General features: G+C 66.1%; 8 protein-coding genes. 4 read left to right on the top strand and 4 right to left on the bottom strand.

Features of this window, described 5'->3' with window-relative positions:
* Positions 1 to 48 precede the first annotated feature (48 nt).
* On the bottom strand, positions 49 to 1,278 hold the full coding sequence (gene recF, locus ACQY4S_RS03335) for a DNA replication/repair protein RecF (protein ID WP_428483782.1): 1,230 nt from the start codon (positions 1,276 to 1,278) through the stop codon (positions 49 to 51).
* Positions 1,279 to 1,485: 207 nt separating this feature from the next.
* Between recF and ACQY4S_RS03330 the strand changes: the two genes are divergently transcribed.
* From ACQY4S_RS03330 to ACQY4S_RS03315, 4 genes are all read left to right on the top strand, one after another.
* A complete protein-coding gene (locus tag ACQY4S_RS03330) occupies positions 1,486 to 2,682 on the top strand; it encodes an ABC transporter substrate-binding protein (protein WP_428483781.1) in 1,197 nt (398 codons plus the stop codon).
* Between the two features lie 217 nt (positions 2,683 to 2,899).
* Positions 2,900 to 3,802: a TRAP transporter substrate-binding protein gene (locus ACQY4S_RS03325; protein ID WP_428483780.1), complete on the top strand. Its 903-nt coding sequence runs from the start codon at positions 2,900 to 2,902 to the stop codon at positions 3,800 to 3,802.
* A gap of 41 nt (positions 3,803 to 3,843) precedes the next feature.
* Entirely contained in the window at positions 3,844 to 6,993 is a 3,150-nt protein-coding gene (locus ACQY4S_RS03320) for an EAL domain-containing protein (RefSeq protein ID WP_428483779.1), read from the top strand.
* A 242-nt stretch (positions 6,994 to 7,235) separates the two neighbouring features.
* Positions 7,236 to 8,510, top strand: coding sequence for an MFS transporter (locus tag ACQY4S_RS03315; protein ID WP_428483778.1), 1,275 nt, complete (start codon positions 7,236 to 7,238; stop codon positions 8,508 to 8,510).
* 87 nt (positions 8,511 to 8,597) lie between these two features.
* On the opposite strand, the gene ACQY4S_RS03310 is transcribed toward ACQY4S_RS03315, so the two are convergent.
* The 3 genes from ACQY4S_RS03310 to ACQY4S_RS03300 all read right to left on the bottom strand — a co-directional run bounded on the left by ACQY4S_RS03310 (position 8,598) and on the right by ACQY4S_RS03300 (position 12,062).
* Positions 8,598 to 9,683: an aldose epimerase family protein gene (locus ACQY4S_RS03310; protein WP_428483777.1), complete on the bottom strand. Its 1,086-nt coding sequence runs from the start codon at positions 9,681 to 9,683 to the stop codon at positions 8,598 to 8,600.
* Between the two features lie 424 nt (positions 9,684 to 10,107).
* Positions 10,108 to 10,917 (bottom strand): IS5 family transposase, encoded by an 810-nt coding sequence (locus tag ACQY4S_RS03305; RefSeq protein ID WP_428483489.1) that lies wholly within the window; start codon positions 10,915 to 10,917, stop codon positions 10,108 to 10,110.
* Between the two features lie 203 nt (positions 10,918 to 11,120).
* On the bottom strand, positions 11,121 to 12,062 hold the full coding sequence (locus ACQY4S_RS03300; RefSeq protein WP_428483776.1) for an NADP-dependent oxidoreductase: 942 nt from the start codon (positions 12,060 to 12,062) through the stop codon (positions 11,121 to 11,123).
* Positions 12,063 to 12,091 lie beyond the last annotated feature (29 nt).

Raw genomic sequence — 12,091 nt, 5'->3', positions numbered from 1 at the left:
CGAGGGACGACTCCAAGCTGTTGATCGCGTACTATAGACATATAGCGCCTACAGCGGTCCGGCGACAGGGGAACTCGCTTCCTGTTGCATAAGAAAACGCCGATCCTGCCGCAATCCGCCGTCGCCGGCCGCAAACGCCTCAGCGTGTTCGGCCAGCGGCAGGAAGGTGTCACCGTCGGTGCCGGTAAGGAACGTCTGCGCCGGCAGTTCCGCCAGCACCTCGAACAGCTTATCCCGCCGGTCGTTGTCCAGATGCACCGCGGGTTCGTCCAGCAGCAGCAGCGGCCAGAAGCCCCGCGTGGCGGCGATCAGGGCGGCATGTGACAGCACGACACCGATCAGCAGCGCCTTTTGCTGACCGGTGCTGGCCAGTGCCGCCGCGGTCCCGGTGGCCAGGTCGGTCAGCAGCATATCCGTCCGGTGCGCGCCCAGCGCCGTCGTGCCGGCGGCCGCATCCCGTGCGCGGCTGGCTTCCAGGCCGGCGCGCAGCCAGTCCTCCACCGCCAGGGCCGGTTCATGCGCCAGTCTTTCGGCAATCGGGCAGGCCAGCGTCATGCGCGCCGCCGGGAAGCGGCCGGCGGGCTGGGCATTGAGCCGGTTCACCAGGCTCAGGCGTGCGGCGGAGGCGGCCACCGCATGGCGGGCCATGGCGTCCTCCAGCCCAGCCAGCCAGGCGCGGTCGTGGCGGCCCTCGCACAGCAGGCGGTTGCGGTTGCCCATCGCGGTGTCATGCGCCGCCATCTCCCGCGCGTGGTTCGGCTCCAGCGCCCAGACCAGCCGGTCCAGGAAGCGGCGGCGGCCGGACAGCCCGTCCAGGAACAGCCGGTCCATGCGCGGCGTCAGCCAGACGGCGGCAATCCGGCCGACGATCTCCGCCTGGCTGCGCGGCGTGGCGCCATTCATCCGGAACACCCGCCGGTCGGACGCGCCCCGGTCGGACGCGCCATCAGGCGCCGAACCGGTGCCGATATCGGTGTCGCCCTCAGCGGTCTGGAACCGACCCGCCACGCCCCAGGCACGGACGCTGTGCGCCGGGACGCCCTGGCGCGGCAGATCGGCATTGCGCGCGCCGCGCAGGCCGCGGCCGGGCACCAGCAGCGACACCGCCTCCAGCAGGTTGGTCTTGCCGCTGCCGTTCGGGCCGTGCAGCACGCTGATCCGCGCCGTCGGGCGCCAGGTCAGCGCGGCGTAGTTGCGAAACTCGGTCAGCGTGAGGCGGGTCAGGCGAAGCACGCTAGCAACATGGCGTCGCGGCGGCACCGCGTGAAGACGCCGCATGGCACCGTGTGCGTGAAGATGGCGCATGGCGCCGGGGACGCGAAGATGGCGCACGAATTCGCTCCCCACGCCGGCCATTTCGTTCTAGCGTGATGGCGGGCCGTCGAAGGCAGCGGTCATAAGGCCGGTGATCCCAGACGTGCCCGCCATAAGTCGCAAAGACACCGCGACCGGACATGATCCGGCCGCGCCAGGGAGGCTTAATCAATGCAAACGACACGTGCCTTCGCGCGCCGCTCCATGCTGGCCGGCGCGGCCAGCATCCTGTTCACACCCGCACTGCCTGGCTCCGCCACCGCCGCGACCCGCGGGGTGACGGATACCGAGATCACCATCGGCATGATGACCGACCTGTCCGGCGTCACCGCCGTGCAGGGCAGCAACGCGGCCAAGGCGATCCGCATGGCGTTCGACGCCGCCAACGCGCAGGGCGGTATTGCCGGCCGCAAGATCCACTTGATTGTCGAGGACGACGAGTACCTGGTCCCCAAGGCGGTGCAGGCAATGAACAAGCTGCTCAACCGCGACAATATCTTCTTCGCGATCGGCAGCGGCGGCACGCCGCACATGGATGCGGTGCTGCCCAGCATGATCGAGAAGCAGGTGCCGAACGTCTTTCCGCTGACCTGCGCGCGGTCGATGTACGAGCCGTTCAACCGCTACAAGTTCGGCCAGTTCGCCAGCTACTACGACCAGATGCGCGCAGCGGTGAAGTTCTTCGTCGAAACCCGCGGCAAGAAGACCATCGGCGCGATGTATCAGGACACCGATTTCGGCAAGGACGTCTATGCCGGCGCGGTGGCGCAGACCGCGGCGATGGGCCTGAAGCTCGCCGCCGTGACGGCGCACCGTCCGACAGACACGGATTTCAATGCCGCGGTCACCCGGATGCACGACGCCGGGTGCGACCTGATCAGCATGGGCACCATCGTCAAGGACACCATCATCATCATGCAGACGGCGCGCAAGATGGGCTGGAACGTCGAGTTCGTCGGCCAGTTCGCCAGCTATGCCAATGCGGTGGCGGAGGCGCCGGGCGAACCGGCGGACGGGTTCTATTCGATGTCGCCGGCGCTGTATCGCTATGGCGACGATCCGCGGCCGGCGGTGCGCGCATTCTGCAAGGCATTCCGTGCCGCTAACGGCATAGATCCCAACTACCTCGGCGAGGCCGGCTATACCCAGGCGATGTTCGTCCTGGACGTGCTGCGCAAGGCCGGCCGCGACCTGACCCTGGACAGCTTTCTGGCGGCGATGGAAAGCATGAAGGACTGGCGGGACATCTTCGACGGGCCGCCGTTGAGCCTGAGTGCCACCAACCACCATGCCTCCAGCCAGTCGTTCCTGTCGGTGGTGAACAAGACCCGCTGGACCCCGGTGCTGGAGGCGCCGTTGAGCTTCTGAGATCACCGCGCGCAAGGTCTGACCAATGCCTACCATCGTCGCTGGGACATTAGCCAAATCTTAAACTATCACCGTGATCATGTCCTTAATTTTACCGTTAAGGATCTGTTCCGTGATCATGCTCAGCCGGCGTCGCCTGATCTCAAGCACGACCATGACACTCGGGATGCCGCTGCTCGTTACGGCAACGGCAAGGGCGGCGGCATTTCGTCGCGTCATGCGGATCGGCGTCGTCACGCCCCTCGCGGCCGCGCCGGGGCAGGCCTGCCGCGCCTTCGCGGACGCCGTCGCCGCAACCCCGGTGCTCGACAATGCCGTGCAGGTCGAGGTGCACGCGAATGGCGAGCTCGGCGGTGAAGTCGAAATGGTCAAGGCCTGCGCCGCCGGGGCGCTCGACCTCGTGTTCGCCGTCTCGAACGTCGTCGCCGGCCTGGTTCCGGCGCTCGGGCTTCTCGATACACCCTTTCTGTTCCGCGACGCGGCCCATGCCCGCAGTACGCTGGATGGTCCGATCGGTCAGGAGTACGCGGACCTGCTTTTGGCCGCTAATCTGCAAGTGCTTGCCTGGGGCGAAAACGGCACCCGTCATGTCACCGCCAACAAACCCGTGCGGGCGCCCGCCGATCTGCACGGGTTGCACATTCGGGTGCCGCAATCCGAGGTCATGGTCGAAGGTTTCCGTGTTCTTGGCGCCATGCCCGAGACGTTGCCCTTCCCGCAGTTGTTCGAGGCACTGCGTACCGGCCGTTTTGATGCACAAGAAAACCCGGTGGCAACAATCGCCGCCGCGCACCTGGACAAAGTTCAGCGTTGCCTCAGTCTGACCGGACATGCCTACAGCGCCGCGTTCTTTCTGGCTTCCTCCGACCTGCTGGAGGATCTCGACGACGCGCAGCGTACGGCGCTGAAGTCGTGCGCCTCGATCGGCGCGGCGTTCTCGCGCGAAACCGCCTCACGCGGTGAGCGTGACGGGGTCGAGCAGCTTCGCGCTGGCGGCATGACGATCGTCGAAGACGTCGACCGCGCCGCTCTTGCCGCCGCGAGCGCGCCGGCGTTGCAGGCAGCCGGCCAACGTTTTGGCCCGGACCGGGTCGCTCGGATCAGGGGCATGCGGACGTGAGCGGGACAGACTTCGTCAGGCAAAGCAGGCTGTAGACCGTCATGTTTTCGGTCCGCTCGATCAGGACGCGCATCCTCGTCAGCTTCCTTCTGATGCTGGCCACCGTCGTTGCGCTCTCGCTTGCGGTCCTGCGGGCAAGTGGAGAGCTGGAAGCAGCCCTGTCCGCCGACGCCACAAGTCAACGCTTCGCCCAGCAGAGCGGTGCCGTGCGGACGATCTTGCTGGAAGCGCGCCTGGGCGTGGCCAACTATCTGCTGTCCGGCGGAACCGCGGAGCGCGACGCGCTGGAGGCGACGACGAGCCGCCTTGAGCGTGCGGCGGCGTTGGCGGACGAGAGCCGCCCGGTCAGCCTGCCGCAAGGCAGACTCGCCCTGGGTGTGCAGGTGCGTGCCATGTTCTTGTCCGTCGCCGAGGCCATCGAGCAACGCCGAGCGGCGGCGGCCCGCCTGAGCGATGCCGCGGCCGTGCTTAACAACAGCGCGACCACCCTTGCCGAGACGGCGGCCCGGGTCGGCGACCGAAGCCTCGCCGAACCGGCCAGCTCAATGCTCTCGGCAATCTCGCGGGCGTTGCGCGCGGCGGCATACTTCACCGTGCTGGACGAGGCTTCACAGGCAGCGATCGCCACCACCGAGGCAACCAGGGCTGGAACCTTCCTCGACGGGTGGCTCAACGTCCCAAGCAGCCCGCCGCGAATCCAACGCGTCGCGGCTGCAACGTCGGCGGCACTCGATCTGTTCAAGGCGGCGACGGACAACCTGGGCGTCGCCCTGCGATCCCGAGAGCAGCGGCTTGCGGGTCTGGCGGAAGCCTCGGATCGCCTGGCCGCCACAACCGCACAGGCATCGCTGGCCATCGCCGCCGAACGCCAGCAGCGCCGAACCGCGATCCTGCGGGCTCAGGCGGAGCTGCGGACAACCGTCACCTGGGCGACGATCGCTGTCGGGCTGTTCGGCCTTTCGATCACGATCGGGCTCGTGCTGAGCATCACCCGATCCACCCGGCGCCTGGCCACGGCGATGGCCAGCATCGCCACAGGTACATCGGATCGCACCGTGCTCAGCGTCGGCAAGGACGAGCTGGGACAACTGCTGGTGGCGACAGAGGCAATGCGAGCCCGGGTGCAGGCGATGGTGGAATGCGAGGTGGAGGAGCGCCGCTCCGCGCAGACCCGCCTTGTCGACGCTCTTGAGGGGTCGCGGGAAGGCATCGTGCTGGTGGACAGCGCCGGACGGCTCGTCCTCGTCAACTCCCAGATGAGCCGCTTTCACCCCGGCGAAACCACGCTACTCCAGTCCGGCGCCGACTTCGCCGCGTTCGCCGTCGCAATCGGCGCCCCGGCCGTGTTCGAGGCCGATGCCCCCGATGTGCCGGAGATACGGCTTGGCGACGGACGCTGGGTGCGCGTCAGCCGCAGCGCGACGCAGGACGGCGGCTTCGTCGCCATCACCAGTGACATCACCGCCCTCAAGCAGCGCGAGGCGGAGCTGCGCGAGACCAATCTGCGGTTCGATGCGGCGCTGGCGAACATGTCGCAGGGTCTGGCGCTGTTTGACGCCGAACACCGCCTGCAGGTCAGCAACCGGCGGCTGGCGGAAATCTGGCAACTGCCAGCCTCATCCCTACAGCCCGGCGTGACCATGCGGCACCTGTTGGACCTCAGCGTCAAGGGCGGCAATCATGGGAAGCGGGCGGTTTCAGAGGTACAGGCAAGCTATCTCGCCATGGTGACGCAAGCGCGGAAAAGCACCGTGGTTCAGACATTTGGCAATGGCCGGGTGGTCGCGGTGTCGCACCAGCCGTTGCAAGATGGCGGCTGGGTCGCGACGTTCGACGACATCACCGAGCGCCGCCAATCAGAGGCAAGGATCGTCTTCCTGGCGCATCATGACGCGTTGACGGGGCTGCCCAATCGCGTGCTGCTGCGCGAGCGGCTCGACCAGGCTATTGCCCAACTCGGACGCGGAACGGTCTTCGCCCTGCTGTGTCTCGATCTGGACAACTTCAAGACGGTGAACGACACGTTGGGGCATCCGGTCGGCGACAAGCTGCTGCAGGCGGTGGCGGACCGCCTGGGGTTCTGCGTGCGCGAGACCGACACCGTGGCCCGCCTGGGCGGCGACGAATTCGCCATCGTGCAAGTCGGCATCACGGCACCCGAAGACGCCGGCGAGTTGGCCGGTCGCGTCGTGGCCACCCTTAGCCGGCCCTATGACATCGACGGCCAGCAGGTCATCGTGGGCGCCAGCGTCGGCATCGCGGTGGCGCCGGGGGACGGCAGCAACTGGGACAAGCTGCTCAAGAATGCCGACATGGCGCTGTACCGGGCCAAGTCGGATGGGAAAGGCCTTCATCGCTGGTTCGAGCAGGAGATGGATGCGCGCCTTCAGCAGCGGCACCGGCTGGAATGGGAGCTGCGCCAAGCCCTGCCGAACAACGAGCTGGAGCTGTTCTACCAGCCGCTGGTAAACCTCGCCTCCGACCGGGTCAGCAGCTTCGAGGCGCTGCTGCGCTGGCGCCATCCGCAGCGTGGTCTGGTGTCGCCTGGCGAGTTCATTCCGCTCGCCGAGGAGACCGGCCTGATCGTTCCGATCGGCGAGTGGGTGCTACGGCGAGCCTGTGCTGATGCGGCGTCCTGGCCGGACGGGATCAAGGTCGCGGTGAACGTCTCGGCGATCCAGTTCCGGAGTTCCCGCCTGGCCGAAGCGGTGAACGATGCGCTGACCGACGCGGGCCTGCCAGCGCAACGGCTGGAGCTGGAGGTGACGGAGTCGGTGCTGCTGCGCGACTCGGATGCAACGCTTGCAACACTGCACCAACTGCGCCGGCTCGGCTCCCGCATTGCCCTGGACGACTTCGGAACCGGCTATTCCTCGCTCAGCTACCTGCGCAGCTTTCCGTTCGACAAGCTCAAGATCGATCGGTCGTTCGTCCGCGACCTGGCCGATAACCCCGAGGCGGCTGCCATCGTCCGTGCCATCACCCAACTCGCGACCGCACTGGGCATGACGATCGCCGCCGAGGGTATAGAGACCGAGGCGCAACTCGCCTGCCTGCGCAAGGAGGCGTGTACGGAGGGACAGGGCTACCTGTTCAGTCGTCCGGTGCCCGCCGACGTCGTGTCCACATTGCTGGAGCGGCTCAGCCCGCTCAATGGCGTCGCACGCGCTCGGACGCTGGCTCGGGTCTAAGTTCCAAGCGGGTACGGGTGACCCGGCTGATCAGGAAAGGCCGCAAGCCTCCGGTTGGCCTGGTGACCCATGGCCCCAGTTCAGCTCCACGGTTACTGGTCAACACGCCGCCGCCTGACCCGCCAATGTCCGCCGTCTGGGCACCCTTGCCAGGGAGCCTGAACCGTGTCGGGATCACGCTTGGGGACGAATAAGCGGGAAAACGCATGACCATAACGGCGATATCATCCGGAATGCGGCGGATGCAGTGGGTCGCGGTCGGGCTGGCGACCGGCGCCATTGCGCTGAACTACATCGACCGATCCACCCTCGCCATCGGCAACGTCACGATCCGGCAGGAGTTCGGTCTGAACGCCACCGCCATCGGCGCGCTGCAATCCTTTTGGTCGATCACCTATGCCTTCTGCCAGGTCCCGATCGGCTTTCTGCTGGACCGCCTGGGCCCGCGTTACCTAATCGGGTTCGCACTGATTGCCTGGTCCGCCGCGCAGGCGGCCGGCGGACTGGCAGGAAGCTACACGCAACTCATGTGGGCGCGCATCACCCTCGGCGCCACGGAAAGCCCAGCGTTTCCCGGCGCGGTTCGTATCACCAGCGACTGGTTTCACATCAAGGACCGAGGCAAGCCGACCGGCGTCTACAACTCCGGCGGCAGCATCGGCCCGGCCATTGCACCGCCGCTGCTCACCGCGCTGATGCTGGGCTTTGGCTGGCGGACGATGTTCATCGTCATGGGCTGTGCCGGCCTGCTGGGCGCGCTGGCGTGGTTCAAGCTCTACCGCGATCCGGCGAAAACCGCGCTGGAACCCCGCGACGAAGCCTACCTCGCCGCCAACCGGGCGGCCGAGGCGCCGGTCGAACTGCGCAACTGGAGCCGCCTGTTCCGCTTCCGCTCCATGTGGGGGCTGATGCTGGGCGCGGCGTGCAGCGGGTATGCGGTGTGGATGTACCAGACCTGGTTGCCGGCATATCTGGAGATGCAGCAGCATATCAGCATCGGCCGCACCGGGTTCCTGGCGATGATTCCGCTGGTGTTCTCGGTGCTGGGCGCCTGGGCCGGCGGCTGGATCACCGATCGGCTGGCGAAAAGTGGAATGGAGCTGGTGGCCAGTCGCCGTCTGCCCGCGATCGTCGGCCTGCTGGCATCCGGCGTGTTCACCGTGCTCGCCACCACCGCCGGCAACGCCACCCAGGCAGTGATCTTCATCTCCGCCGCGATGTTCTTCCTGTCGCTCGGCATTGCCGGCAAGTGGACACTGATTACAGCCGTCGCCCCGCAATCCTACTGCACCTCGGTTGCCAGCATCCAGAACTTCGGCGGCTATCTCGGCGGCACCGTATCGCCGCTGGTGACCGGCATGGTCGTGGACATCACCGGCTCCTTTGTCACGGCGCTGGCGATCGGTGCGGGCATTACCATGCTCGGTGCCATCATCCTTCAGACAATGGTGCGCTCACCCATCTCATCCGAAGCCCTCGAGGTTGATCCGCTGGTCCTGGCACGGTCGCGGCAGTAAACTGCCCTCTGCAACGAAGTTCAGAGCAACCGTGCGGGCCGGCAGCGCGCAGGCACGCGAACCTTAGCCGCGGAGACATCATTTGGCTTATTCCGCGGGGAAACGATACCGGATGACCCTGCGGTAGGTCTCGCCAGGACGCAGGATCGTGGACGGAAAGTTCGGATGGTGCGGCGCATCGGGAAAACCTTGCGCTTCCAGGGCAAAGCCCGCGGATTGGCGGTAGATGATGCCGCCATGTCCGGCGAACGCGCCGGTCAGCTTGTTTCCCGTATAGAGCTGCAGGCCGGGCTGGTCGGTGTAGACCTCCAGCACGCGTCCACTCGCTGGGTCGCGCACCCGGACCGCGAACCGAGGCGTGGTCGGTGCATCCGTTCCGACTACAAAGCAATGGTCGTAACCCAGGCCGTGGAACAAGTGCGGATCAGCCTGCCTTATCCGAGCACCGAGCAAGCTTGGCTGCCGGAAGTCGAAGGGCGTGCCGGCGACGGGAAGAAGATCGCCGGTCGGGATCTGCGCGGCGTCGGTCGGCAGGAACGTGTCGGCGGCAATGCTGACTTCATGGTCCAGCACGTCGCCACCGGCGGTGCCAGCAAGATTGAAGTAGGGATGCGCGCTGAGGTTGATCACGGTCGACTTGGACGTGCGCGCCTGGAACGAAAGCGACAGTGCATCCTCATCAAGCTGATAGGTCGCCTGGATCGACACCTCGCCGGGGAATCCCTGATCGCCGTCAGCACTGACATGTGTCAGGACCAGGCGCGGCACCGGTTCGGCCTCAGCCGTCGCCACGGTCCAGAACACCTTGTCGAACCCGACCGCACCGCCGTGCAGGGTGGCGTCACCGTTGTTCTTCGAAAGCTGATAGGTCTGGCCATCGATGGTGACACTGGCGCCGGCGATCCGGTTGGCACAGCGGCCCAGCAACGCGCCAAAAGCGCCGCCGTTGGCGACATAGGCGAGAACGTTGTCAAAGCCGAGCAGCACGTCGCCCCGATGATCGTGGCGATCCGGAGCTTCAATGCGAACCATGCGGCCGCCAAAGTCGGTGATGCACACGCGCAGCCGCGCATTCTCGAGCGTGTAAAGCGTTGCGGCGCGTGCGTCGGAGGTCTGGCCGAACGGCTGTGATGCAAGCGCCGGTGACGACCCTGCTGCCTCTGATTGATCCATGACCATCCAATGATCCCCCCGAAGGACAGTGGTGAAGGACAGCGGCGATAGGGCGGTGGCCGCACCGGAACGCCAAAATGTCGGACGCTTGTTCATGAAACGAGATCGGCTGGTGCCGGGTTGCACGGCCGGAAACCGAAGCTGATGGTGCAATCAGACGGGTGATACCCGTCACGTGAAGCCCCCAGGGTAGTCGGTTGAACCGGGTGACGCGAAGCATTCTGCGCCATGGGCATCCGACCGGCGTTCTGGCCGCGCTCCATTGCCTTGTGTCGTGGCCGGGACTTGGCCCCGCTACCCACGACTTGCGGTGCCAAACCAAGCCAAAAGTCGTGGGTCACCGGGCCAAGCCCGGTGATGACACAACGGCAGATGCGCCATCCCGTGTCTTCGATCTACTTCACCCGATTGCCTCTAGAGGCTGTTATGAACCTACCGCCAGTGAAGCGACGCGTTTGAGCATGAGGCATACAAATGCAATGAGGTGAAATCCTGCCAGAGTACTGGCATATCGTTCATAATCCCTGACCAGGCGCCGAAAGCGGGTCATCCAAGCGAACGACCGCTCGACCACCCAGCGACGCGGTAGCAAGACAAAACCCTTTTTGGCTTCCGGCAACTTGACCACAACCAGTTCGATACCGTTGGCTTCGGCGGCCGCGGCGGCGTTGGGACCATTGTAGCCCTGATCGGCGAACGCAACCTCGACGTTGTTGTCACTCACGGCCTGCACCGTCCGGGTCAGTCGGCCGACCTCAACCCGCTCGTCGACATCAGCCGCAGTGACGTGCAGTGCCAGCAGACTGCCCAGCGTATCGACCGCCAGATGCAGCTTCGAGCCCTTTTTGCGCTTGGCACCGTCATAGCCCGCACGCTGCCCGCTTTCCGGCGAGGACCGCAGGGTACGGCTGTCGAGAATGACGGCGCTTGGCTCTGCTGAGCGGCCCAAGGCGTGGCGGAGCACCGCCCGCAAATCGTCAACCAGCGCCTCGAAACAGCCCGCTGCCAACCACCGCTGCGCCTGCTGGTAGACCGCTGCCCAGGGCGGCAGGTCATTTGGCATCCAGCGCCATTGCGCGCCGGTCTTGATGATGTATCGCAGGCCGTTGAACACTTCCCGTAGCGGATGGGCCCGTTGTCCGGCATCCTCCGCCAGCAAGGTCAGGTACGGCGCAACCAAAACCCATTCTTCATCAGTTACATCAGACGGGTAGGGCTTGCGGACGGTGCTCATGCCTGCAAACTTGGTGATTACTCCGCCGCAGGTCCATAACAGGCTCTAGTGAAGGCCCCCGTTCTACCTGCGCCCTGGCCGGCAACGGAACAGGATAGAACAGGAGAATGGCCGACCCTGAGCAGACCTCCGTGCGACGACCGTGGCGCGATTGGTAAGACCCACGCTGAGGCAGGCAACCCGCAACTCCCGTCGGAGCGACCTCAATCTCTGGCGGTTGCGCCCGCGGGGAGCAGGACAAGTTTGCCGTGAGCGTGCCCGCTCAGGCTGAGGTCGAGCGCCTTGCGCCACGCCGCAAGGAGAAACGTGCGCGCGACCGGCACGATAAACCGCCCCTCGGCCGCGAGCTTCGCGAAGTCTGTAAGCACGTTGTAGCGCAGCTCGCCTTCAAAGCTGTTGCGCACCCCAAGCTTTTCGGCGACGGGACCGTGGTTGCTGACCGTGAGCACGCGGCGCCCATCGCCGCCGGCGATCCTGACGAGGTCAGGCAGCACGCCGCTGATCGGGCCGGCGTCCAGGATCAGGTCCGGCGCGCCCACGCTGATCTCAAGCACCCGCTCGACCATGTCGTCCGCATAGGACGTGACCTCGGCGCCAAGCGCGCGGAGCCGTTCGGCGAACGTGTTGCCCGCGGCTGCGATCACCCGCGTTCCGCGCATGAGCGCCATCTGCACGACGGCAAAGCCGATCATCGTTCCCGCGCCGTACACAAAAAGTGTGTGCCCGGCCGCCACCGCCAGGATGTCGAGGCTTCGACAGGCGGTCTCGACCGCCATTGGCAGCGCGGCCGCGTCGACAAGATCAAGGCCCGGCGGAACCGGCGTCCAAACCGCCAGGACCGCCTGGTCCGACGCGCCGGCGCTCGGAAACCCCCTGAAATCGGGCACGCCCAACACGCGTTGTCCGATCCGGACGTCCGTCACGCCCTCGCCGACCGCCTCCACCGTTCCGGACACATCCAGGCCGACGCCACGTGGGAGGTCGCCGGCGAACAGCCCCCGGCACAGATACCAATCGGCAGGATTGAGCCCGCACGCGTGCACCCGCACGCATATTTGCCCGGCGCGGGGGTTCGGCACAGCGACGTCCTCCAGGCGCAGCACATCCGCCGGTTCGCCATACTCATGGAAACGGAGCGTCTTCATCAGCGGTTGATCTCCCGTTATGTCAGTAG

Origin of the sequence: Rhodopila sp., from assembly GCF_965276935.1 — a bacterium.
GTDB lineage: Bacteria > Pseudomonadota > Alphaproteobacteria > Acetobacterales > Acetobacteraceae > Rhodopila.
This window is presented reverse-complemented; position numbering and strand designations above follow the sequence as displayed.

Excerpts from the sequence above, each read along its gene's own strand:
- recF (WP_428483782.1), bottom strand. The coding sequence starts at position 1,278 with ATGCGGCGTCTTCACGCGGTGCCGCCGCGACGCCATGTTGCTAGCGTG.
- ACQY4S_RS03310 (WP_428483777.1), bottom strand. The coding sequence starts at position 9,683 with ATGGATCAATCAGAGGCAGCAGGGTCGTCACCGGCGCTTGCATCACAG.
- ACQY4S_RS03315 (WP_428483778.1), top strand. The coding sequence starts at position 7,236 with ATGCAGTGGGTCGCGGTCGGGCTGGCGACCGGCGCCATTGCGCTGAAC.
- ACQY4S_RS03320 (WP_428483779.1), top strand. The coding sequence starts at position 3,844 with ATGTTTTCGGTCCGCTCGATCAGGACGCGCATCCTCGTCAGCTTCCTT.
- ACQY4S_RS03330 (WP_428483781.1), top strand. The coding sequence starts at position 1,486 with ATGCAAACGACACGTGCCTTCGCGCGCCGCTCCATGCTGGCCGGCGCG.
- ACQY4S_RS03325 (WP_428483780.1), top strand. The coding sequence starts at position 2,900 with ATGCGGATCGGCGTCGTCACGCCCCTCGCGGCCGCGCCGGGGCAGGCC.
- ACQY4S_RS03300 (WP_428483776.1), bottom strand. The coding sequence starts at position 12,062 with ATGAAGACGCTCCGTTTCCATGAGTATGGCGAACCGGCGGATGTGCTG.
- ACQY4S_RS03305 (WP_428483489.1), bottom strand. The coding sequence starts at position 10,917 with ATGAGCACCGTCCGCAAGCCCTACCCGTCTGATGTAACTGATGAAGAA.